General features: G+C 32.9%; 16 protein-coding genes. 11 read left to right on the forward strand and 5 right to left on the reverse strand.

Annotated elements, in window-relative coordinates; translation table 11 throughout:
- Positions 1 to 74: 74 nt before the first annotated feature.
- Entirely contained in the window at positions 75 to 1670 is a 1596-nt protein-coding gene (bshC, locus tag Q0770_RS05390) for a bacillithiol biosynthesis cysteine-adding enzyme BshC (protein ID WP_299114808.1), read from the reverse strand.
- A gap of 140 nt (positions 1671 to 1810) precedes the next feature.
- On the opposite strand from bshC, the gene Q0770_RS05395 reads away from it, so the two are divergent.
- From Q0770_RS05395 to Q0770_RS05410, 4 genes are all read left to right on the forward strand, one after another.
- Positions 1811 to 4300: a M14 metallopeptidase family protein gene (locus tag Q0770_RS05395; protein ID WP_299114811.1), complete on the forward strand. Its 2490-nt coding sequence runs from the start codon at positions 1811 to 1813 to the stop codon at positions 4298 to 4300.
- 32 nt (positions 4301 to 4332) lie between these two features.
- Positions 4333 to 7176 carry a pitrilysin family protein gene (locus tag Q0770_RS05400; protein WP_299114813.1) on the forward strand — a complete coding sequence of 948 codons (2844 nt, stop codon included), beginning with the start codon at positions 4333 to 4335 and terminating at the stop codon, positions 7174 to 7176.
- 63 nt (positions 7177 to 7239) lie between these two features.
- The gene (locus tag Q0770_RS05405; RefSeq protein WP_299114815.1) at positions 7240 to 8202 is read left to right on the forward strand and encodes an MBL fold metallo-hydrolase; all 963 of its coding nucleotides are present in this window, start codon (positions 7240 to 7242) and stop codon (positions 8200 to 8202) included.
- An 8-nt stretch (positions 8203 to 8210) separates the two neighbouring features.
- Positions 8211 to 8678: a DUF1572 domain-containing protein gene (locus Q0770_RS05410; RefSeq protein WP_299114817.1), complete on the forward strand. Its 468-nt coding sequence runs from the start codon at positions 8211 to 8213 to the stop codon at positions 8676 to 8678.
- Positions 8679 to 8775: 97 nt separating this feature from the next.
- Here Q0770_RS05410 and Q0770_RS05415 read toward each other — a convergent pair whose 3' ends face one another.
- Positions 8776 to 9195, reverse strand: a complete 420-nt coding sequence (locus tag Q0770_RS05415) for a nucleoside-diphosphate kinase (RefSeq protein WP_299114819.1) — start codon at positions 9193 to 9195, stop codon at positions 8776 to 8778.
- Between the two features lie 170 nt (positions 9196 to 9365).
- Here Q0770_RS05415 and Q0770_RS05420 point away from each other — a divergent pair, with 170 nt between their 5' ends.
- The 3 genes from Q0770_RS05420 to Q0770_RS05430 are packed head-to-tail and all read left to right on the forward strand — an operon-like array spanning position 9366 to position 12149.
- Complete coding sequence (locus tag Q0770_RS05420; RefSeq protein WP_299114821.1) at positions 9366 to 10382, forward strand: bifunctional oligoribonuclease/PAP phosphatase NrnA; 1017 nt, start codon at positions 9366 to 9368, stop codon at positions 10380 to 10382.
- A complete protein-coding gene (gldI, locus tag Q0770_RS05425) occupies positions 10382 to 10924 on the forward strand; it encodes a gliding motility-associated peptidyl-prolyl isomerase GldI (protein ID WP_299114822.1) in 543 nt (180 codons plus the stop codon). The genes Q0770_RS05420 and gldI overlap by 1 nt, the downstream gene beginning before the upstream one ends.
- On the forward strand, positions 10917 to 12149 hold the full coding sequence (locus tag Q0770_RS05430; protein WP_299114824.1) for a peptidylprolyl isomerase: 1233 nt from the start codon (positions 10917 to 10919) through the stop codon (positions 12147 to 12149). The genes gldI and Q0770_RS05430 overlap by 8 nt, the downstream gene beginning before the upstream one ends.
- A 70-nt stretch (positions 12150 to 12219) precedes the next feature.
- On the opposite strand, the gene Q0770_RS05435 is transcribed toward Q0770_RS05430, so the two are convergent.
- Positions 12220 to 13686: an aminoacyl-histidine dipeptidase gene (locus Q0770_RS05435; protein ID WP_299114826.1), complete on the reverse strand. Its 1467-nt coding sequence runs from the start codon at positions 13684 to 13686 to the stop codon at positions 12220 to 12222.
- A 61-nt stretch (positions 13687 to 13747) separates the two neighbouring features.
- Between Q0770_RS05435 and Q0770_RS05440 the strand changes: the two genes are divergently transcribed.
- From Q0770_RS05440 to Q0770_RS05450, 3 genes are all read left to right on the forward strand, one after another.
- Positions 13748 to 14815 carry a DUF3810 domain-containing protein gene (locus tag Q0770_RS05440; protein WP_299114828.1) on the forward strand — a complete coding sequence of 356 codons (1068 nt, stop codon included), beginning with the start codon at positions 13748 to 13750 and terminating at the stop codon, positions 14813 to 14815.
- Between the two features lie 79 nt (positions 14816 to 14894).
- Positions 14895 to 17864, forward strand: coding sequence for an amidohydrolase family protein (locus Q0770_RS05445; RefSeq protein WP_299114830.1), 2970 nt, complete (start codon positions 14895 to 14897; stop codon positions 17862 to 17864).
- A gap of 20 nt (positions 17865 to 17884) precedes the next feature.
- Complete coding sequence (locus Q0770_RS05450) at positions 17885 to 19189, forward strand: amidohydrolase family protein (protein WP_299114832.1); 1305 nt, start codon at positions 17885 to 17887, stop codon at positions 19187 to 19189.
- A 37-nt stretch (positions 19190 to 19226) separates the two neighbouring features.
- Here the strand turns inward: Q0770_RS05450 and Q0770_RS05455 are convergent, their stop codons facing one another.
- Both Q0770_RS05455 and Q0770_RS05460 read right to left on the reverse strand, forming a co-directional pair.
- Positions 19227 to 20027, reverse strand: coding sequence for a M48 family metallopeptidase (locus Q0770_RS05455; RefSeq protein ID WP_299114834.1), 801 nt, complete (start codon positions 20025 to 20027; stop codon positions 19227 to 19229).
- A complete protein-coding gene (locus Q0770_RS05460) occupies positions 20024 to 20587 on the reverse strand; it encodes an RNA polymerase sigma factor (RefSeq protein WP_299114836.1) in 564 nt (187 codons plus the stop codon). The genes Q0770_RS05455 and Q0770_RS05460 overlap by 4 nt, the downstream gene beginning before the upstream one ends.
- A gap of 90 nt (positions 20588 to 20677) precedes the next feature.
- Here Q0770_RS05460 and Q0770_RS05465 point away from each other — a divergent pair, with 90 nt between their 5' ends.
- Positions 20678 to 23776: a CHAT domain-containing protein gene (locus Q0770_RS05465; protein WP_299114838.1), complete on the forward strand. Its 3099-nt coding sequence runs from the start codon at positions 20678 to 20680 to the stop codon at positions 23774 to 23776.
- Positions 23777 to 23812: the final 36 nt, after the last annotated feature.

The following is a 23812-nucleotide window of genomic DNA, read 5'->3' on the forward strand; positions in this document are numbered from 1 at the left end:
AATAGATTTTAGATTGGAAATTACGATTCGTGATTTTTTGAAGAATTTTTAACCCTTTTTATTAACAGTAAATATTATATGGTTAAAATCGTAAAATCACCTTTTAATGGCTCTAAAGATTTTAATAACTCAGGAATTAAAGCTTCTCCAAATTCTAAATATAATTCTGAAAAATTTGTGTTTCGCTCTTGTAAGCTATTATTAGGAAATAACTGCTCCTGTAATTCTGTAGCTCGAGCTATTTGATCTGCAAGTTTTTTCTTTTGGGCTTTTAGTAATCGCTTTTCAAGATGCTTAAGCCCTTTAAATTGCTTTTTTTCTTGCGCTTCTACAGCACCTAAAAAAGATTTGTCAGTCTCATTTGCGAGCTGATGCAACCCTTGAAATTGATGTTCTAAATGTTTAATCTGTTCAGAAAAGTCAATATTAATATTCGATATTTTCCGAACACGCTTATTAATAAAACTATTGCGCTTCAGGAATAAATCGGTATCCGTAATATCTAAACTTTTTTGTTTTCCAGCTTGTTTTACAGTTTTAATTAATACCGAATTGCGCAATAACAATATTGGGAAGGTGATATTTTGAACTTCAAAATTAGACTTTAATTGAAACCAATATGCCATTTCGCCACCTCCTCCAATGTAGCATAGGTTTGGTAAAATCACTTCCTGATATAGTGGACGCATAATTACATTTGGCGAAAAACACTCAGGTACCTCATCGAGGTGTTTTAGCAACTCATTCTTGCTCCATGATATATCTGTATTATTTACTTTAAATACATCGTCTTCAAAAACAATTCGTTCACGAAGGTTTTTATCTAAATAAAATAGATTTATTTCTCTTGGATTAACCTGAATGTTAAATTCAAGTTCTTTAATTTTTTTGTTAGTTTCTGAAACAGCGCTAAAAGCAGTTTGCTCTAAGAGCTCTTTTTTCATTTGCGGAATAAAGAGTTTTTTTAATTCTTTATCATCAGCATCTAAAACCACTAAACCATATTCTGTAAAAAGAGCATTCGCTAAATAACGTGTTGCATCAGACAGATTATCATGATTGATGTATGCTTCTTTAAACCACATTTTAAGAGTATCTGCATGCTTCCCAGGACCAAATTCAGCAGAAATAATATCTAATACATCATCTAGACCTCTTGTATTAAAACGACCTACTGCTCCGCCATCTGCTCTATTCCACTGGATTTTTTTACCTCTAAAGTTGAAATAATTAATCTCATCAAAATCATGATCTTCAGACGCCATCCAATAAATAGGCACAAAATCAAAATCTGGATAAGTTTCTTTAAGTTGCTTAGTAAGATTTATCGTAGAAATAATTTTATGCAGAAAATATAATGGCCCCGTAAATAAATTTAATTGATGACCAGTAGTTACGGTAAACGAATTCTCTGATTGCAAACTTTCAATATTCTGAAGTGTTAATTCTGAAGCATCCGTATTTTGATATTGCTTTTTTAATACATCAACTAAAACAGTTCTCGACTCTGGTCTAACAAACGAAGTTTTTTCTTCAATTTGTTGCTTAAAATTTTCAAGCTTAGGAAAACGATGATACAATGGTTTCAAATCAGGGTTTTCATCCAAATAATCACATATAAATGAAGAGAAATAATTTGTGTCTCTAAACGAAATACAGTCGGTTGGCATGTAATGGTTGTTATTATGGCATAAATATACTGCAAGAGTAAAAGACAACTGCTAATTTTTAGTTAATATGATTAGGAAAACGATAAATCTCCTTAACAGTCTTTATTTTTACTAGCTTTGAAGCTAAACTAAACAAAACTATGCAAAGACTTCTATTATTAGCATTATTCATTTTTGGAATAAGCTTTGGTTCTTTTTCTCAGAATATTCCATCTCCAGATGAGTTTTTAGGTTACCCAATAGGCACTCAATTTAGTAGACATCATCAAGTACTTGATTATTTTAAAACCGTCGCTAAATCTGCACCAAATCAAGTTAAAATTGAAAAATATGGCGAAACTTATGAGCGTCGTACATTAAGTTTGGCCTTTATTTCTAGTGAAGAAAACATCAAAAACCTAAATGAGATTAGAGAAAACAATCTTAAAAACGCAGGTTTAGTTAATGGTCAAGCTAATAATCCCGAAGTTGCCATTGTATGGCTAAGTTATAATGTTCATGGTAATGAAGCCTCAAGTTCTGAAGCTTCGATGCTAACACTCTACAAATTACTTACCGAAAAACAAGAATGGTTAAAAAATACGGTCGTCATTATCGACCCATGTATCAATCCTGATGGTCGTGATCGTTATGTCAATTGGTTTAATGAAACGGCAAGCCAACCATACGACATAGACCAACAAGCTAGTGAACATAATGAGCCATGGCCAGGTGGAAGACCAAACCACTACTTATTTGATTTAAACAGAGATTGGGCATGGGCAAGCCAAGTAGAATCAGCTTCAAGACTAAAAGCATATAACAAATGGATGCCACATATTCATGTAGATTTTCATGAGCAAGGTATTAACGAGCCTTACTATTTTGCACCAGCTGCAGAACCATTCCATGAAATCATTTCGGATTTTCAACGTGATTTCCAAACCGAAATTGGGAAAAACCACGCCAAATATTTCGATGAAGAAGGTTGGTTATTTTTTACAAGAGAACGTTTTGATTTATTCTATCCTAGTTATGGTGACACCTACCCAACTTATATGGGAGCGATTGGCATGACCTACGAGCAAGGTGGTCATGGACGTGCTGGTTTAGGTATTTTAAACGATGAAGGACATGTTTTAACTTTAGTAGAACGCTTAACACATCATACCACAACAGGTTTATCTACAGTTGAAATAGCCTCAAAAAATGCGAAACGATTAAATGTTGAATTTTCAAAATTCTTTGATAATTCAGGATTGAAATATAAGAGTTATGTGCTAGATGGTAATCAAGATAATATGGGTAGTCTTGCTAACCTTTTATTAAAGCATGACATTATGTATGAAAAATTATCGACAAATAAAGTTAATGGTTACAATTATAAAACCGGTAAACTAGGAAGTTTTAATTTTAGTGATGATGCTATTGTAGTACACTCAGATCAACCAAAAGGAAAAATGGTAAAAGTGTTGTTTGAACCAAATGCAAAACTTACCGACTCATTAACTTATGATATTACTGCATGGAGTATGCCATATGCCTATGGTTTAGATGCCATAGCGAGTACATCAAAAGTTTCCAGTGAAGAAATTAAACTTGTAAAGAATAGGAAACCTTATCAAAATTCACCTAAGGCTTATGGTTACGTTAGTGATTGGAACTCAATGAAAGATGCAAAATTTTTAGCATCGTTATTACAAGCTAATTTTAGAGTGCGTTTTACAGAAAAGCCATTTTCTTCAAACGGAAAAGACTTTGGTAGAGGTTCTTTAATTATTACTAAAGGTGATAATACAAAATTGAAGAATATGCTTGAGACCCTAAATGCAATTGCAAAAAAACATGATAAGCAGCTCTCAACAATTAATACTGGATTCTCTAGAAGAACACCAGATATTGGGTCGCCTGACATTAAGTTAATCAATAAACAGAAGATTGCTATGCTTTCTGGTGATGGTACATCCTCTTTGAGTTATGGTGCTTTATGGCATTTCTTTGAGCAACAATTGCATTATCCTATAACATCAATAAACACCGATAATTTAAGCAGAACAAACCTTGACAAATACAATATCTTGATTATGCCAAGTGGTTATTACAATCGCATCTTAAATGAAGATATGATGAAAACTCTAAAAGATTGGGTGCGTTCTGGTGGTAAAGTTATTGCTATTGATGCTGCATTAAGAAGTTTTGCTGGTAAAGAAGGATTTAGTTTAAAGTACAAGCAAAATGATAACGACGAAGAATCAGATAATCTTATTCCTTATGATGAGCGCGAACGTCAATATGTTAACAATATGATTACTGGCGCCATCTTTAAAAGTAATGTAGATACCTCTCACCCTATGGCTTTTGGTTACGATGATGATTATTTTACTTTAAAAATCGGTAGTTCCGCCTATGATTTATTAGATGGCGGCTACAATGTGAGCCATATTAGTAATACAAATGTATTTTCTGGTTTTGCTGGAAAAAATGCACTAAACAATCTAGAAAACACGTTAGTATTTGGAGAAGAACGCATGGGTAGCGGAAGCTTTATTTATATGGCTGATAATCCTATGTTTCGTAGCTTCTGGGAAAACGGAAAACTGTTTTTAGTTAATTCCATTTTCTTCGTTAATAATAACGCATTCGAATTATAAAAAACTATAATATTCACATAAATTACCAACTTATGAAATTATTCAGATTTGTAAGTATCGCTTTCATTTTAGCGCTTAGCTTAATTAGCTGTAAAAATGAAACGATAGAAAAAACTAATGAATTAAAAGTCGATTACGAAAAATTCACCTTGGATAATGGGCTCGAAGTCTTATTTCATATCGACCGCTCTGACCCAGTAGTGGCAGTTTCATTAACTGCGCATGTAGGATCAGCAAGAGAGATTGAAGGTAGAACTGGTTTTGCGCACTTATTTGAGCACTTATTATTCTTAGAATCTGAAAACCTTGGTAAAGGTGGGCTTGATAAAATGAGTGCACGTATTGGTGGTTCTGGAGCTAATGGTTCTACTAACAGAGACCGTACAAATTATTTACAAACAGTTCCTAAGGATGCTTTAGAAAAAATGATTTGGGCAGAAGCAGATAAGCTGGGTTACTTTATTAATACAGTTACTGATCCCGTTTTAGCAAAAGAAAAGCAAGTCGTAAAGAATGAAAAACGTCAATCTGTAGATAACAGACCTTACGGTCATACACAATATGTTATTGATAAAAATTTATATCCTAAAGGGCATCCTTACAGCTGGCAAGTTATTGGCTCTTTAGAAGATTTACAAAATGCTACTTTACAAGATGTCAAAGACTTTTTTAACCGTTGGTATGTACCTAATAATGTGATACTTACTATTGCTGGTGATTTTGATAAATCCCAAGCAAAAAAATGGATAAAGAAATATTTTGATGAAATTCCCAGAGGTGAAGATATTCCAGCATTAGCCAAGCAATCTGCAGTTTTAGAAGCTTCTAAACATTTGTATTACGAAGATAATTTTGCACGTGCACCTCGATTAACAATGGTTTGGCCTGGGGTTCCTGATTATCATGAAGATTCTTATGCACTAAGTGTATTGACGCAATATTTAACCAACGGAAAAAAAGCACCGCTTGATAAAGTCCTAGTTCAAGATAAACAGTTGACAAGTTTTGTTGGTATGGGCGAATACAATTCTGAAATTTCAGGGCAAATACAATTAAGTGTCACTGCTTTTAATCAAGTAGAATTAGATGATGTAGCAAAAGCTATCAACAAGGGATTTGCAGATTTTGAAACTAATGGCATCTCAGAAGATGATTTAAACCGCATTAAAGCTGGTCAAGAAACTAATTTCTACTCTGGCTTATCTAGCGTTTTAGGAAAAGGTGCTCAATTGACGCAATACGAAATGTTTGCAGGTGATGCCGGTTTTATTACCAAAGATGTTGAAAACATTTTAGCCGTAACACCTGAAGATGTCATGCGTGTTTATAATACCTACATTAAAGATAAAAACTATATCGCTACGAGCTTTGTTCCTAAAGGACAAGCTAGCTTTGCTCTTGAGAATTCTGAATTAGCAGAAGTAGTCGAAGAACAAATTGTTGAAGGTGCTGAAGAATCTTTTGATGCATCCATTGCTGCAACCTATGAAAAAACTGCTTCTAGCTTTGACAGAAGTATTGAACCTCCATATGGCGAAAGCCCTAATGTAAATGTTCCTGAAGTATGGAAAGAAAATCTTAGTTCTGGCATTAAAGTCTCAGGAATTGAAAATGACGAAGTGCCATTAGTACAATTTCAATTAAAAATTAAAGGTGGAATGCTTTTAGAAAACATAGATAAAATAGGTGTTTCTAATATCATGGCAGACCTAATGTCACGTGGCACAAAAAACAAAACACCAGAGCAGTTAGAAAATGAAATTGAAAGTCTTGGAGCACGTATTAACACATTTGCTACTGACGATGCGGTATTTATTACTGGAAGCTGTTTGTCTAAAAACTATGAAGCAACCATGGCTTTAGTTTCTGAAATATTACTTGAGCCTCGTTGGGATGCAAAAGAATTTGATTTAATTAAACAGAGTGTAAAATCTAGCATTCAACGTCAAAAGGCAAATCCAAATGCTATTGCGGCTAATGAATATGCTAAACTATTGTATGGACAAGACCACATATTAGCACAGAATAGTCAAGGCACAGAAAAATCTGTAGATGCAATTACTATTGAAGATTTACAGGGTTATTACAACAGTAATCTAACACCAAAATTAGCATCGTTAAATATTGTTGGAGATATCTCTCAAGATAAAGTCATTGCCAATTTAGAAACTATTAATACCAAATGGGAAGCAAAAGATGTAACCATACCAAAATTAGCAGAGGTTAAAGCTCCTGAAAAAGCAGCAGTATATTTTTATGATGTACCAAATGCCAAACAATCGCAAATTCGCTTTGGTTACCCTGCACCAAAAGCAACAGATGACGATTACTATGCTGCAACGGTTATGAATTACCGTTTAGGTGGTGGTGGTTTCGCATCACAACTAACGCAACAATTACGTGAAGGTAAAGGTTATACTTACGGCATCCGCTCAAGATTTAGTGGAGACGAAAATACGGGAAGCTTTACTATTTCTAGCGGTGTACGAAGTAACGTTACTTACGAATCTGCTGCTTTAATCAAAGACATTTTAGACAATTATGCTAAAGACTTTGATAGTACTGACTTAGAAGTTACTAAAGGTTTCACTATTAAAAGTAATGCCAGAGCTTTTGAAACACTAAGCGCAAAATTACGTATGCTCTCAAACATTAGTGATTTAGGTTTCACAGATGATTATGCCAAGCAACGTGAAGCTATTGTAAAAGCACTTACCGTTGAAGACATGAAATCACTTGCAGGCAAATATCTACGTCCAGACCAAATGATTTATTTAGTCGTTGGTGATGCTGCTACGCAATTAGATAAGTTAGAGCAATTAGGTTTTGGCAAGCCTGTGTTACTAAATCCTACCTACGAGGCTTTGGATCAGTAGCTAACTACAATTTATAAAAGGTGTTTATATTTTCTATATTTAGCTTATATAAACACCTTTCTTATGTTTAACAAAATCGCTTTCTTATTATTATTTCTACTCCTTACTACTTGTAATAAAAAAAGAGATAGTAATGAAAAATTGCCTAGGACTAAAACTGTATCAAAAACGTCATTAGTAATTCTTGGCACTTCTCAAGACGCAGGTTATCCTCAGATTGGATGTACAAAGTCTTGTTGTGTAGATAAATGGGATGATGTAAATTCAACTCTAGTTACTAGTATCGGTATCATAGAGCCTAAAGAAAAGAAAACCTATCTTTTTGAAGCAACTCCAGATATTAAATTTCAAATTAAAAAGCTATCATCATATATAGATAATAATAGTATACAATTACCAAATGGCATCTTCTTAACTCATGCTCATATAGGACATTACACTGGTTTAATGCAACTAGGTCGAGAAGCAATAAACGCTAAAAACATTCAAGTTTTTTCAATGCCAAAAATGTTTGATTATTTGAGTTCTAATGGGCCTTGGAATCAATTAGTTGAATTAGGAAATATAGATTTAAAAGCAATTAGTAATAATACTGAAGTCTCTATAAATTCTAACTTAAAAATTACACCATTTATCGTACCACACAGAGGAGAATATACAGAGACTGTTGGTTATAAGATTAAAGGCCCAAATAAGACTGCTTTGTTTATTCCTGATATTGATAAATGGGAGAAGTGGCAGATTTCTATTGAAGACGAAATTAAAAAAGTTGACTATGCATTCCTGGACGCAACTTTCTATAAAAATGGTGAAGTAGGAAATAGAGATATGTCTGAGATACCACATCCTTTCGTTGAAGAAAGTTTTAAACGTCTTGAAAACATGAAATCAAATGATAAGTCTAAAGTATATTTTATACATTTTAACCATACAAATCCTCTTTTACAAAAAAATTCAAAGGCTCAAAAAGAAGTTATTAATTTAGGTTTTAATTTTGCCAAAGAAGGTTTAGTTTTTGAATTATAACATAAATCATGTCTCACATCCAACACCTATCAAAACACCTGAATGATGTCTTTTTTGGTGGTAATTGGACTGCGTCTAATGTAAAAGACACTATTACACCAATTACCCTAAAAGAAGCTTATCATAAAATCAGGGATTGTAACACCATTGCAGTTTTAGTATTTCATATTAATTATTATGTAGAAGGCATACTACCTATTTTTGAAGGCGGTGGACTAGAAATCCGAGATAAATACAGTTTTGATGCACCAGAGTTTAATACTGAAAAATCATGGGATGATTTCAAAACTAAAGTTTTAAAAAATGCTGAACTATTAGTTGATAAGGTCAGTAAACTAAGTGATGATAATATCTTTGAGCCATTTATAGATGAGAAATATGGAAATTACTATCGTAACTTAAACGGATTAATTGAACATACTCACTACCATTTGGGACAGATTGCTATTTTAAAGAAGCTCGCTAGTGAATCGTAATTATGAGATTCTGAAACAAGTTAAGAATGACAGTGTAAAACTAAAAAGCCGACGCAAATGCATCGGCTTTTTTTATGTTATCACTTCTTTAAAAGTCTTAGAACATTTCTCTACCTGAGAAATGAAAAGCACCTTCGATAGCAGCGTTATCATCACTATCACTTCCATGTACAGCGTTTTCTCCAATAGAAGCTGCATATAATTTACGGATAGTACCTTCTGCAGCATCCGCAGGATTTGTAGCACCGATTAAAGCTCTAAAATCTTCAACAGCATTGTCTTTTTCTAAGATAGCCGCAACAATAGGACCACGTGTCATATACTCTATTAATTCACCAAAGAAAGGTCTTTCGTTGTGTACTGCATAAAATGCTTCAGCATCTTGCTTAGTCATGTGCGTTAGTTTCATTGCTACGATTCTAAAACCTGAAGCATTGATTTTTTCTAATATTGCGCCAATGTGTCCTTTTTCAACAGCATCTGGCTTTAACATTGTAAATGTTCTGTTAGTTGCCATATTTTTCTTTTTTAATTATCACCAAAACTCTTGGTGAATTTGCGTGCAAAAATACGCTATTTTATAGAATAAGCAAGCATCAAATTGGTTTAGAATTCCAACACAAAACTTCGCTAAATTATACACAAAGCATTTCAAGGATTTGTTATTAAATTGTATATTCGTCCGTTATGAAAACAGAAGATATCAAAGCAGTAAAAGCCTTACTTAGCGAGACAAAAAAAATAGTAATCATTCCGCACAGAAACCCAGACGGCGATGCTATTGGCTCTACTCTAGCTTTAATGCACTACTTAAAACAATACAATCATGAAGTAAGAGTTATTGCGCCAAATGATTATCCAAATTTTTTAAAATGGATGCCTGGTGAGTCTTCAGTTTTAAAATTTGAAACGGAACGTGAAGCTTCGGAAAAATTAATTAATGAAGCAGATATCATGTTTACTCTAGACTTTAATGCTTTACACCGAACAGGTAAAGATATGGCTGAAGTCTTAGAAGCTTCGCAATCATTAAAAATTATGATTGACCACCATCAAGCACCAGACGATTATGCAACATACATGTATTCTGATGCTAAAATGTCTTCAACTGGTGAAATGGTATATAATTTTATTGAAATGCTTGATGATACCGATAAAATCACGGCAGATATTGCTACATGTATTTATGTTGGCATTATGACAGATACAGGTTCTTTTAGGTTTAGATCTACCACAAGTCGGACCCATCAAGTGATTTCTAACCTTATTGAAAAAGGTGCTGATAACACAGAAATTCACAATCAAGTTTACGACACCAATAGCTATAATAGGTTACAACTTTTAGGTAGAGCGCTTCATAATTTAAAGGTTATTCCCGAATATAACACAGCATATATAACGCTTTCTCAAGCAGAGTTGGATGAATTCAACTATAAAAAAGGAGATACAGAAGCTGTTGTTAATTATGCGCTATCAATTCATAAAACAATTTTAGCAGCCATATTTATTGAAAACACCCAAGAAAGTATTATTAAAATCTCATTACGGAGTAAAGGCAATCTTTCGGTAAACGAAATGTCTCGGGCACACTTTAATGGCGGTGGACACACAAACGCTGCGGGTGGTCGTAGTGAGCTTTCTCTTGAAGCTACAGTTGAAAAATTTATTGCTATATTGCCTGAATATAAAAGCCAACTTGTATAATGAAAAACCTACTTTTTATTCTTATTCTGGCTAATCTATTTTTGGGCTGCAAATCTCCACAAGCAAGACCGCCGGAAGTTGTCAATTCTGGTTCTTTTATTAAAGAATCTGTTGAACGCAACAAAGAACTTAATAAGATAGAGCGTGAAAAAATTCAGAAAGTCATATCTAGTTTTTCTGATAAAGCTTTTATGCCTTCCGAAAATGGTTTTTGGTACCACTACAATTCTAAAGTAGAAAACGATAGTATCACACCCAAGTTTGGTGATCGCATTGCCTATACTTTTAATATTTCTGACCTTGATGGTCATGAAATTTATTCTAAAAAAGAGATAGGCACACAATACTATACTATGGATAAAGAAGAACTATTCTCAGGTCTTAGAGAAGGCTTGAAACTAATGAAAGCTTCTGAAAATGTCACTTTTATATTTCCATCACAAAAAGCATATGGCTATTATGGTGATGATAATAGAATAGGTACTAATGTGCCACTAATTTGCAACGTAACTTTAAAAACAATAACCCAAAACAATGATTAAGAAAATTTATATCCTATTACCAGCACTAATAATGTTATCTATAACAAGCTGCAAAAAACCTAAATATAATGTTGAAGACGGACTTTACGCAGAAATTATAACTTCTAAAGGTACAATGGTTGCTAAACTACACTATGACAAAGTACCTGTAACTGTAGCCAATTTTGTTGCATTATCAGAAGGCAATCATCCTTTAGCTGAAGAACAGTACAAAGGAAAACCATTTTATGACGGTGTAACTTTTCATCGCGTTATGGACAACTTTATGATTCAAGGTGGAGACCCAACAGGTACAGGGAGAGGAACTCCTGGTTATAAATTTGCTGCTGACTTTAGCCCAGATTTAAAACATGACAAGCCAGGCATCTTATCTATGGCTAATGGTGGAGGCATTAATACAAACGGAAGTCAATTTTTTATTACTGAAAGACCATATCCAAGAGGTGATTTCTACGATGCGCAAGGAAACTTAAAACCTTGTGATCAACGTGGAGTTAGTTGTCATTCTGTATTTGGAGAACTTGTTATAGGACTGGAAGTACAGGACTCTATATCCAATGTCGAAGTCATTGACCCAAGAGCTAGAAACAATAAGCCTGTTGTAGATGTATTAATAAATAAAGTTAATATCATAAGAATTGGTAGAGATGCAAAAAAGTTTGATGCGCCTAAGGTATTTGAAGAAAACATGCCTAAAGTAGAAGAAAACTTCAAAGAATTGAGAAAAGAAGCTACTAAAAAAGCTGAAGAAGCTAAACGTATCGCGGAAGAAAAGAAAGCAAAAGTAGCTTCAGAATTTAAACCAACTCTAGATGATTATAACTCTAAAGCTAAAACATTAGCGTCTGGTCTAAAAGTACATTACCTTACTAAAGGCAATGGCGCAAAACCAAAAACTGGTCAAACAGCTATGATTAATTACCAAGGCTATTTTACTGATGGAAAACTACTAGACAGTAATGTAAAAGAAGTTGAAGAAAAATTTGGTATGCTTAATTCACAAAAGGTACAACGTAACATGTATACACCTACACCAATGAAAGTTAGCCCAGATGCAAACTTATTTGGAGGTTTTAAAGAAGCCCTAGCAACAATGCGAGTTGGTGATAAAGCTTTCTTTTATTTCCCATCTCATTTAGCTTATGGCGAAAGTGGTCGTCCTCCAGTAGTACAACCAAATACAGACTTGGCATTTATTATTGAAATGGTAGATATTCAGAAATAGTCTGAAATAACACAAACAAAAAAGCAGCTACTCAAGACGAATAGCTGCTTTTTTTTATAGTCTATTTATTTTATTTCTTCTCAGGAATATTCTTCAAAATCTCTAAAACAAACTTCCAGTATTTCTGAGTAGAAGAAATCTGTGCACGTTCGTCTGGTGAGTGTGCCCCTTTAATGTTTGGTCCAAAACTTATCATATCCATGTCTGGATAATTTTGTCCAAGAATTCCACATTCTAATCCTGCATGACAAGCTGCTACATGAGGCTTTTCGCCATTATTAAGTCGCTCGTAGATTGGGACCATTACCTTTAGAATATCAGAATCCATATTTGGTGCCCAACCTGGATAATCTCCAGAAAACTCAACTTCACAACCTGTTAATTCAAAGGTAGACCGCAATGTATTTGCCAAATCTAGCTTGGAACTCTCAACAGAACTTCGTGTTAGACAACCTATTTTAATATGACCTTCTTTAACAATAACTCGCGCAATATTATTGGAAGTTTCAACTAAATCTTTAATATCTGGGCTCATTCTATAAACGCCATTTAGAGCAGCGTAAATAGCACGTGTTAAACCTTCTTGAACACCCAAATCCATAATCTTGTCTGGAGTTTCTGTTTTAGAAACAATAATTTCTAAATCTGGCTCCATAGTTTTGTATTCCTTCTTAATCGTTTCAGAAAGTTGTTTTATTTCAAAATTAAAAGCATCTTCATGCATAGCATCGATAGCAACAATGGCTTTACTTTCGCGAGGAATTGCATTGCGTAAACTACCACCATCAATTTCAGAAATACGTAAACCAAAGTTTTCAAAACCATCAAACAATAGACGGTTCATTAATTTATTGGCATTGCCTAAGCCTTCATGGATTTGCATACCTGAGTGCCCGCCTTGTAAGCCTTTTACGGTTATTGTGTAACCTATCTTAAATTCTGGCGTATCTTCTTCATTATATTCACGGGTAGCAGTCACATCTATTCCTCCTGCACAACCAACACCAATTTCATCATCTTCTTCGGTATCTAAATTCAGTAGTATATCACCTTTAAGTAAACCACCTTTAAGTCCCATAGCACCTGTCATACCGGTTTCTTCATCAATAGTAAATAAGGCTTCTAAAGCAGGATGAGCTATAGTATCGCTTTCTAAAATTGCCATTATTGTAGCTACTCCTAACCCATTATCTGCACCAAGTGTTGTGCCTTTAGCCTTTACCCAATCGCCATCTACAAACATGTCGATACCTTGAACGTCAAAATCAAAAACAGTATCATTATTTTTTTGATGCACCATATCTAAGTGACTTTGCATCACAATAGCCTTGCGATTTTCCATACCTTTTGTGGCTGGCTTACGGATAATAACATTACCTACTTCATCTTCAATTGTTTCTAATCCCAAGTTTTTACCAAAGTCTTTCATGAATTGTATGACGCGTTCTTCTTTTTTTGAAGGTCTTGGTACTTCATTTAAGTCTGCAAATTTATTCCATAATGCTTTTGGCTCTAAAGCTCTTATTTCTGAACTCATATTTCTCTTTTTTAAGTCGGTCAAAGGTAACCAAACAAAAACTATTTTCTATTTTTGAGATATGCGTATTACAAAAAAAAGGGCATTACTTATTTTTTTAGTGTTTCAGATTATTCTCATTAATATTCTGAAGTATTATCCAGAATTTGTTGAACAATTCTATAGTAATGGACTGTATATATTCCTATCTAAATTAATGCGCTATTCTTTTGGTTGGATACCATTCTCCGTTGGTGATACTCTCTACACTTTAGCTGGAGTTTATTTGACGAGATGGTTTATCATTAATTTTAAAAACATATATAAAGACACAATTAATTGGCTTTTAGATGTAATTTCTGTTCTTTCAATCGCATATTTTGCTTTTCATATACTTTGGGGATACAACTATTACAGGCAACCACTTCATAAAGCTTTTGGTATTAAAGCTGAGTATTCAACTGAACAATTAATTGCTTTTACAGAACGATTAATAGAAAAATCTAATACCATTCACAAACAACTTAGCGATGATGATTCTCTAAAAATTGAATTGCCTTATACTAAACGGGAAGTTTTTAATAAAGTACAATCTGGATACCTTACGCTTTCAAAAACATATCCGCATCTGGCTTATAAACCTCAAAGTTTAAAAAAATCAATATACAGTACAGCATTAACCTATATGGGATTCTCTGGTTATTTAAATCCGTTTACAAACGAAGCTCAAGTTGACGGATTGATTCCTGTATACAAGTTCCCTACAACTTCTTGCCACGAAGTTGCCCATCAATTGGGCTATGCAGCTGAGAACGAAGCTAATTTTATCGGAATGCTAGCATCGGTAAATAATAATGACATTTATTTTAAGTACTCTGGTTATACGTTTGCACTCCGTTATTGCCTCTCAGAAATATATAAACGTGACCCAAACAGCTATAAGACTATTTTAAAAACTGTCAATAAAGGTATTCTTAAAAACTACAAAGAAGTTCAAGATTTCTGGAAATCATATCAAAATCCTTTAGAACCTGCCTTTGAAAAAACCTTTGATACATTTCTTAAAGCTAACAATCAATCTTCAGGCATCAAAAGTTACAGCTACATCGTAGGATTACTTGTAAACTACTACAATAACAATCCATTGTAAAAACGTTAAAAACTCTTAATAAGATTTAAGATTTATGTATAAGTCTTATCTTAGAAATCTAATTTAACCAACTATTTTTATGATTAAAGCTTATTTACGGCTGCTCATGCTCATGTGCAGTTTCTCGTTATTTGCACAAGATTATTTTCCTAGTAATTCTGGAGTAAAATCAAACAATTCCAATTACATGGCATTTACAAATGCAAAAATTCATGTTTCACCGACAGAAGTTATTCCAAACGGCACACTTCTCATAAAAGATGGCAAAGTTGTTAGTGTCGGTAAATCTGTTAGTCTTCCAAAAAACACTACTAAAGTCGATTTATCTGGAAAATCAATTTACCCTTCATTTATTGACTTGCATACTACTTTTGGTGTGGCAAAACCAAAACGTGGTGGTAACGGACCATCATATGGTCCAAGTCGAAGTGGTTTTTATTGGAATGACCATATTATGCCAGAACAAGATGTAATGGCAAGTTTTAAGTACGATGCAAAATCGGCTTCAGAACTCCACAAACTAGGTTTTGGTGTTGTCAACACACATTACCCTGACGGAATCTCTCGTGGAACAGGTGCTTTAATAGCTCTAAATAATGATGCAGATAACTCACTTCGTGTAGTTGATGGAGAAACTACTCAGAATTTCTCATTTAGAAAAAGTGTCAAATCACGTCAGTCATACCCCTCTTCAATCATGGGAAGTATGGCCCTTTTACGTCAGATGTATAATGATGCCAAATGGTACGCTGATGGAAATGTAAACACCAAAGATTTGTCGCTCGAAGCTTTAAACGGAAATAAAAATTTGTTACAAATTTTTGAAGCTGGAAATCGTGCAAATTTAATGCGTGCAGATAAGGTTGGTGATGCGTATAATGTACAATATGTTATTGTAGGCGGTGGGGATGAATATGAGCGTTTAGATGAAGTTAAGGCCACAAATGCAACTATCATACTTCCTATTAACTTTAAATTGGCTTACGATGTGGAGAATCAATTCTTAGCTTCGATATTAACTTTAAGTGACATGCGCGCATGGAATCAAGAACCTCATAACCCAAGATTGCTAGCTGAAAATGGTGTGAAATTCACTTTAACTACTCACGGTTTAAAATCTAAAAAATCGTTTAAAAGCAATTTAATGAAAGCCATTAAAAATGGACTCTCAAAACAGAAAGCATTAGAGGCTTTAACGACAATTCCTGCTCAATTATTAGGAAAATCAGATATGCTTGGATCATTAAAGTCTGGTAGTTATGCTAACTTTTTAATTACATCTGGTGATGTTTTTGATAGCAAAACTAAACTTTACGAAAACTGGGTACAAGGCATGCAACATATTATTGCAGATATGAATGTAAAAGATATCGATGGTGACTATAGTTTCAAATTAGCAGGTAATGATTATAAACTAAATATCAGCGGAAGTACAAGTAAAGCAAAAGCAAAATTAGAGTCTGGAGATAAAAGCTTAGGTACTAAGGCAAATTACTCAGGTGATTGGATAAATCTTACAGTTAAAACTCCAGATAGTACAAAGAATGAGTTTATGCGTATAGCAGCAAACACAGTTGACACTAATAACTTAAGTGGTAAAGCAATTATGCCAAACGGTACTGAATATTCATTTTTTGCTAAAAAAACTTCAAAAGAAGAAATAGCAAAAACTAAAAAAACTAAAAAGGAAACCTCAAAAGAAATGCCTTATATGAGTCCTATAACTTATCCGAATTTGGCTTACGGTTTTACCGAAAAACCAAAAGCAGAAGCTTTATTATTTAAAAATGCAACCGTTTGGACTAACGAAAACGAAGGTGTTCTTCAAAATACTGATGTTCTAATTAAAAATGGAAAAATTGCAAGAATAGGCAAAGACATTTCTGACCGAAATGCTAAAACTATTGATGCCACTGGAAAACATATCACTCCAGGAATTATTGATGAGCATTCTCATATTGCTGCAGCCTCAATTAACGAAGGTGGACATAACTCTTCTGCCGAAGTAACGATTGAAGATGTTATTGATGATGAAGATGTCGATGTATACCGCAATCTTGCTGGTGGTGTAACTTCAATTCAGATTTTACACGGGTCGGCAAATCCTATCGGTGGACGTTCTGCTGTTATTAAATTAAAATGGGGCGAAACAGCAGATGATTATGTTTATGAAAATTCTCCAAAGTTTATAAAATTCGCTTTAGGTGAAAACGTAAAACAATCACGTGCAAGACGTAATGAGCGTTTCCCACAATCTCGAATGGGTGTCGAGCAAGTATTTATTGATTATTTCAGTAGAGCCAAAGCTTACGATGAAGCTAAAAAAAGTGGCAAATCGTATCGTAAGGACACAGAAATGGAAGTTTTAGCCGAAATCTTAAATGGTGAGCGTTTTATTTCTTGTCACTCTTATGTACAAAGCGAAATTAATATGCTCATGAAAGTAGCAGAGCAATTCAACTTTAGAATTAATACATTTACCCATATTCTAGAAGGTTACAAAGTCGCAGATAAAATGGCCGAGCATGGTGTTGGTGGTTCGACATTTAGTGACTGGTGGGCTTATAAATATGAAGTTAATGATGCTATTCCTTATAACGCAGCCATAATGCACAATGCAGGTGTTACTGTTGCTATTAATAGTGATGATGCCGAAATGTCTCGTCGTTTAAATCAAGAAGCTGCAAAATCTATTAAATATGGTGGTGTGAGCGAAGAAGAAGCTCTAAAATTTGTAACTCTAAATCCAGCGAAGCTTTTACATTTAGATAATCGTGTTGGAAGTTTAAAAGTGGGGAAAGATGCAGATGTTGTATTATGGAGTGACCATCCTCTTTCAATTTATGCAAAAGCCGAGAAAACAATTATTGAAGGTGTAACGTATTTTGATTTAGAAAAAGATAAGCAAATGAGAAAAGCAATTCAGAAAGAGAAAAGTGAACTCATAAATTTGATGCTTCAAGATAAAAACAAAGGTTTAAAAACGCAACCTATTAAGAAGAAAGAAAAAGTATTATTACACTGTGATTCTATGGATTCTGGTTATTAATCAAACTAAAACTTATCAAAATGAAAAATTATATATATATCATAGCTTTTTTACTCTCCGTGAGTATTAGCTACGCGCAACAAACGCCAGCATCAAAGCAAACTAAAGCTATTGCTATTGTTGGGGCCACTGCTCATATAGGTAATGGTGAGGTTATAGAAAATAGTATTATTACATTTTCTAACGGAAAAATAACCAACATTGGAGATGCAACAAGAATGAAAATGAATACTTCTGACATGGAAGTTATTCAAGCTTCAGGAAAACACATATATCCTGGTTTTATTGTTGCCAACGGCACATTAGGATTAGTAGAAGTTGACGCTGTAAAAGCCTCTAATGATTTATCCGAACTTGGTACATTTAATCCGCATATTAGAAGTATAATTGCTTACAATGCCGAATCTAAGATTGTAGAATCGATGAGACCAAACGGTGTGCTTTTAGGGCAAGTTGTTCCTCGTGGCGGACGCATTACTGGTACATCGTCTATTGTACATTATGATGCATGGAATTGGGAAGATGCAGCAGTAAAAACAGACGATGGTATTCATATCAATTGGCCAAGTAACTTTAGTCCTGGACGTTGGTGGCTTGGAGAAGACCCTGGATTTAAAGTAGATAAAGGTTATGATAAACAAGTCAAAGAGCTCGAAATGTATTTTAATGAAGCTAAAACACATAATGCAGGTGCTAAAAAAGAACGCAATTTACCGTTTGAAGCTATGGCTGGATTGTTTGATGGTTCTAAGCATTTGTATATTAATGTTAGTGGAGAAAAGAACATTAGAGATGCTGTAAACTTTGCAAAATCTCAAGGCATAAATAATATTACTATTATCGGTGGCTATCAAGCTTCTAATATTGCTAACTTTCTTAAAAACAATAATGTATCTATCTTCTTAGACCGTGTTCACTCAAGACCATTACTAGAAGATGAAGATTATGATTACAATTATGCACACGCTAAGGCTCTTGTAGACGCAGGTGTTTTAGTCGCTCTAGAACCAAGCGGCCAAATGGAGCGTATGAACTCACGTAACTTACCCTTCTACGCAGGAACAACTGTCGCTCATGGTTTAACTAAAGAACAAGCCTTACAACTAATTACACAAAACCCTGCTAAAATTATGGGTATTGATAACATGTATGGTACTTTAGAAACTGGCAAAAGCGCTACACTATTTATTAGTGAAGGTGATGCTTTAGATATGAGAACTAATATTGTTACTCATGCTTTTATAGATGGTCGTAACTTAAGCTTGGAGTCTCACCAAACAAAACTTTGGAAACGGTATTCTGAAAAATATAAGAATCAAGATTAAAACAAAAAAGGAGCCATATTGGTTCCTTTTTTTATGCTTAATTATTTGACTTCAAACTTTCAGATAATTCTGAGGCTTTAGCAAAATAAAGGCTGTTTGAATGTTCTAAAATAATATCCAGTTGCTCTAATGCAGAATCAATCTTTTCTTGCTTAATAAAAAGTAAAGCTTTGTACCAATTGGCCGAAAAATTATTACTGCTATTTTCAAGAGTATTAAATGTATTCTCAGACTCTTGATATAAACCTAATTCCGTTTGGGCTAAACCAATGTATATATACAATAGATTATTAGTGTTTTGTTCTGTTAAAAGAGGTTTCAATATACGTAAGGCTTCTCCGTAATTTCCGCTCTTGAACTTAAGTTCACCGTCACCTAATTTTAATTGAATAGAATCTAAAGTATTACGAGTAGTAAATGAAGGTAAGTCACTTAAACCAACATTATCATAGTATAAATCTATGTTTGAATCAGAATCATTAAATAAAAACTGTAAGCTTAACAAAACAACTATGGATGCAGCAGCTGCATAATACCATAAACCTGTTCTCTTTTTTGACATATGAGTAAAATCATTTCCAATTTCAGATAGTGTTTTGTTTAATGATTTTAAGTCATCTTCTTCTAAAGCATTTTTATACTTGTCAAGTTCTTTTGAATCGTCATCTAAAATTTTCCAATTTTTTGAGTTCAGGGTTGAAATAAGTTGTTTCTCCAACAAAAATTCATTATAAAACTCAATATCAGCATTAAGTCTCTCTTCAAATACTCTTTTCTCATCATCAGAAAGTAAATTATTTAAGTACTTTTCAATAAGAATATTGTCTTCTATGCTCATGATTTACTTAACAAATTATACCTAATATCCTTTCTAATCAATTCTTTTAACTTCATTTTACATTTATATACTGCTTGTCTAGCCACTGCTTCAGAATTGTAATTAAATTGCTTAACAATTAATGCATAGGAAAGCTTGGAAAAGTAGAAATCTAGTAACTCTTTACATTTAGTAGACATCTCAGAAAGTTTTTCTGTAAATAACTCCCATCGCTTTTGTACCATTATAGATTCAGCAATTTGACTGTTTTCATTTCTATGTTCTTCTAGATAATGATTTGTCACCCTATTTTTAGAATTATTTAACTCTTTACGCCATAAGTTTTTACAAACTGTAAATAAATAAGCCTCAAAACTAGACTTAATTTCAAATTTATCTACCTTATATCTTACGGCTATTTGCATCAAAGCCTTCTGAAAAACATCCTGGGCATCTTCAATTCTTCCATTATTTTTTACTACAAAAGATTTTACTTTCGGAAAATTAACCTTATACAATTCTGTAATAACTTTATTATCGCTATTTAGAAGAGCTTCTAAATATACTTTATTCTTATTCACGTAATTTGTAGGATATTTTAAACAAATTTAAAATTTTATTTTTCGTTTGGGTGATAATTCACCAATTTTAGAACATATATAAAAACAATCATGAAGTCCACAGTCTACTTTTTTTTTCTTGCATTAGTTTTCAATCAATTAAATTATGCTCAACAAAATATAAAAATCGAAATCAATGAAGCTGAAACTGATGTTTTATTTGGAAGATACACAGAGGCGATATCTAAATATAAAAACCTAACTAATAAAATTGAAGATAATAATTTAAAAGACCTAAGCGCCGAAGTATTCAATAACATAGCTAATATACATCATAAACTTGGTGATTTTGCTACAGCAAAAAATTATGCAGAAAAAGCTCTAAAGCTAAGTCAAGACAAACTGTTTAGAAATAAACTTCAAGAAGCTATTGCAATTGATAACCTTGGAAAGGTAGCATCATATAATCCAGAACTACATAGTGCCTTAGAACTTCACAAAAAATCTCTAAGACTAAAAAAATCTATAAAAAATATTGATAATTTAGAAATTGTTATTTCCCACATCCATATAGCAAAGGCCTACCAAATGCAAGCTAGTTATGATGTTGCTCAGGAAAATTTGAATTTAGCTTTAAAGTATATAACCAAAATAACACCCAAAAGTCAAATACTTAAATCTAAGATTTATGAAATTTTTGGTCAATGCAATTATGACCAAGGCTTTAAAAATGAAGCTTTAAATTACTATTTAAAAAGTCTCGTGTTTGCTCTAAAAGTAAGGTCTGATGATAATACTACTCTTGATGAAATTTATAATCAAATAGGTATCACATATATTGATAAAGGTAATAATCATGAAGCTCTAAAATACTTACAAAAAGCGCTTAGTCTTAATTCGAAAAAAAATGGCGAAAACTTTGGGCAAATAATGATTCATTTCAATATTGGTTCGGCCTACACAGCATTAGGTATTAAAGAAAAAGCCTTATTCCATACTAAAAAAACCTTTAATATGGGTAAAAGTCGTTTTGGAGAAGATTTCGAACTAATGCATTTCCCATTTAGTCAATTAGGTAAATTATATGGCGGAAAAGAAGGTGCTGAAATGGTTGAAAAAGCTATCAATTTATTAAAAAAAAATCCTACAGATCGAAATTTATTGATAACCGCTTTTTATGAGATGTATTTAGCTGAAATCTATAGTAAGCAAAAAGACTATGTGATTGCAGAACATCATTTGAAAAAAGCATTAGAAATAAGAAAAACGAGCCCTGATGAAGATAGTTATAGAGTTTTAATAACTATGAATGGTTTGGCACGTAATTATATAAATCTTGGAGATTTTGATAGTGCCTATAACCAAATTAAAAACTCTATATCAGAAAACCTTTTAGAGGAAAATATAAACATTTTAAACGCTGATAAATTTGACGTTTCTAAAGTTAAGGACCCACATACTTTAATAGAAGCAATATTGATTAAAATCGAAATTGAATTAGCAAAGTATAAGTTAAATAACAATTTAGAAACGCTAAGGACTTGTTATAACGACTCTAAGCGTTTAGATGGTATCATCAAAAAAACTAGAAACTCATTACGTGATTATGGCGATAAGTTCTATTTCACTGGTATCGTAAAAAAAGCTTACGAAACCCATGTTCAATTATGCATACTAATGCAAAATAGAGATGACAAAGGTAATTACATTGAAGAAGCCTATTTATTCTCTGAGAAAAGCAAATCAAATATTTTAAGAGAATTGGTAAGTAATCCGAAAATTAAACAGAAAGTTGATATTGACAATCAATTATTGATGAAAGAACAAGATTTAAATAATGATATAGTCGAAATTAGAACCAATTTGGTCAAAGAAACATCAAAGATTGAAATTGATACTATGAAAACTTTTGGATTGCAGGAAAATTTAATAAGTCTTATGCTTAAAAAAGATTCATTAGAACAGGTTATAGAAACTGAATATCCTAAATACTATCAATTAAAATATGACAATACAGTTGTAGATGTTGCAAAAATTCAGTCATTCTTAAATGAAAATACTACACTAGTAGATTTCTTAATTTCAGGTAATAAAATTTATGCATTTATTATCAATAAAAACTCTTATCATATAGAACAATTACTTATAGAGGATTTATCAAAAAAAATTGAAATTATAAACAAAAGTATTATTATCAAAGATCAATCACTTTTTCAAACTACTTCAAGTCAGCTTTATGAAGAATTGTTTAAACCTTTAAGGGATAAAATCGAAGGTGCAAATGTTATAATAATACCTGACGAAGTATTATGGCATTTACAATTCGATTTATTAATTAATAACGTGGATGAATCAAACAAAAAAACACCAAATTACTTGCTTTATGATTATGCATTTAGCTATGCAAACTCAGCCTCTTTTCTAGAAGAGACTTTAACATCAAACTCAACAAAGTCAGGTAAAAAAGATTGTTTAGCATTTTCTTATAGTAATAAAGACAGCGAAAATATTGACAATGAAGATGGAGATTCAGAGCGTTTAAGGAACTCAAACATAGATTTACCAGGAACACGTCAAGAAGTTAAAGCGTTATCGAGCATTATTGATGGGACATATTACTATGATGAGAATGCTAGCGAACATAACTTCAAAACCAATGTAGCAGATTATAAGATTACTCATTTAGCACTTCATGCAGAAATAGACTCTCTCGAAAGAGACAACTTAAAAATTCTATTTTCTGAAATCAATAATAAGCCAAATATCGATGATAATATACTATACAGTCATGAACTCTATAATATGAAAATTCCTTCAGACCTAGTCGTCTTAAGTGCCTGCAATACAGGAACAGGTGAAGTGAATAAAGGAGAAGGTATCATGAGCATTGGTAATGCTTTTCAATACGCGGGTGCCAAGAGTTTATTGTTGAGTAGATGGGAAGTTTCTGATGAAACCACACCATTAATAATTGAAGAGTTTTATAAAAACCTTAAAGCTGGTTTTAGTAAAAGTGAAGCACTAAGACAAGCTAAAATAACTCATCTTGAAAATTCAAGTATTTTACAATCTCAACCTTTTTATTGGGGTAGTTTTTATGTGCTTGGCAGTGATGCTACTATTAAATTTAGTAATAATTTTAACTACTTATGGCTTTTATTAATTGGCCTAGTATTACTACTTATTTATTACTTCTATAAAAAAAGGTAAAAAATTAGGGTGACATTTTTTGATTTTGAGAACAAC

The sequence above is a fragment of the uncultured Winogradskyella sp. genome (assembly GCF_947501905.1).
Lineage (GTDB): Bacteria > Bacteroidota > Bacteroidia > Flavobacteriales > Flavobacteriaceae > Winogradskyella.

Bases quoted from the DNA above. Each gene is read 5' to 3' on its own strand.
- Q0770_RS05400 (WP_299114813.1), top strand. From the start codon at position 4,333: ATGAAATTATTCAGATTTGTAAGTATCGCTTTCATTTTAGCGCTTAGC.
- gldI (WP_299114822.1), top strand. From the start codon at position 10,382: ATGAAAAACCTACTTTTTATTCTTATTCTGGCTAATCTATTTTTGGGC.
- Q0770_RS05430 (WP_299114824.1), top strand. From the start codon at position 10,917: ATGATTAAGAAAATTTATATCCTATTACCAGCACTAATAATGTTATCT.
- Q0770_RS05455 (WP_299114834.1), bottom strand. From the start codon at position 20,027: ATGAGCATAGAAGACAATATTCTTATTGAAAAGTACTTAAATAATTTA.
- Q0770_RS05440 (WP_299114828.1), top strand. From the start codon at position 13,748: ATGCGTATTACAAAAAAAAGGGCATTACTTATTTTTTTAGTGTTTCAG.
- Q0770_RS05465 (WP_299114838.1), top strand. From the start codon at position 20,678: ATGAAGTCCACAGTCTACTTTTTTTTTCTTGCATTAGTTTTCAATCAA.
- Q0770_RS05410 (WP_299114817.1), top strand. From the start codon at position 8,211: ATGTCTCACATCCAACACCTATCAAAACACCTGAATGATGTCTTTTTT.
- Q0770_RS05445 (WP_299114830.1), top strand. From the start codon at position 14,895: ATGATTAAAGCTTATTTACGGCTGCTCATGCTCATGTGCAGTTTCTCG.
- Q0770_RS05395 (WP_299114811.1), top strand. From the start codon at position 1,811: ATGCAAAGACTTCTATTATTAGCATTATTCATTTTTGGAATAAGCTTT.
- Q0770_RS05415 (WP_299114819.1), bottom strand. From the start codon at position 9,195: ATGGCAACTAACAGAACATTTACAATGTTAAAGCCAGATGCTGTTGAA.
- Q0770_RS05435 (WP_299114826.1), bottom strand. From the start codon at position 13,686: ATGAGTTCAGAAATAAGAGCTTTAGAGCCAAAAGCATTATGGAATAAA.
- Q0770_RS05405 (WP_299114815.1), top strand. From the start codon at position 7,240: ATGTTTAACAAAATCGCTTTCTTATTATTATTTCTACTCCTTACTACT.
- Q0770_RS05450 (WP_299114832.1), top strand. From the start codon at position 17,885: ATGAAAAATTATATATATATCATAGCTTTTTTACTCTCCGTGAGTATT.
- Q0770_RS05420 (WP_299114821.1), top strand. From the start codon at position 9,366: ATGAAAACAGAAGATATCAAAGCAGTAAAAGCCTTACTTAGCGAGACA.
- bshC (WP_299114808.1), bottom strand. From the start codon at position 1,670: ATGCCAACCGACTGTATTTCGTTTAGAGACACAAATTATTTCTCTTCA.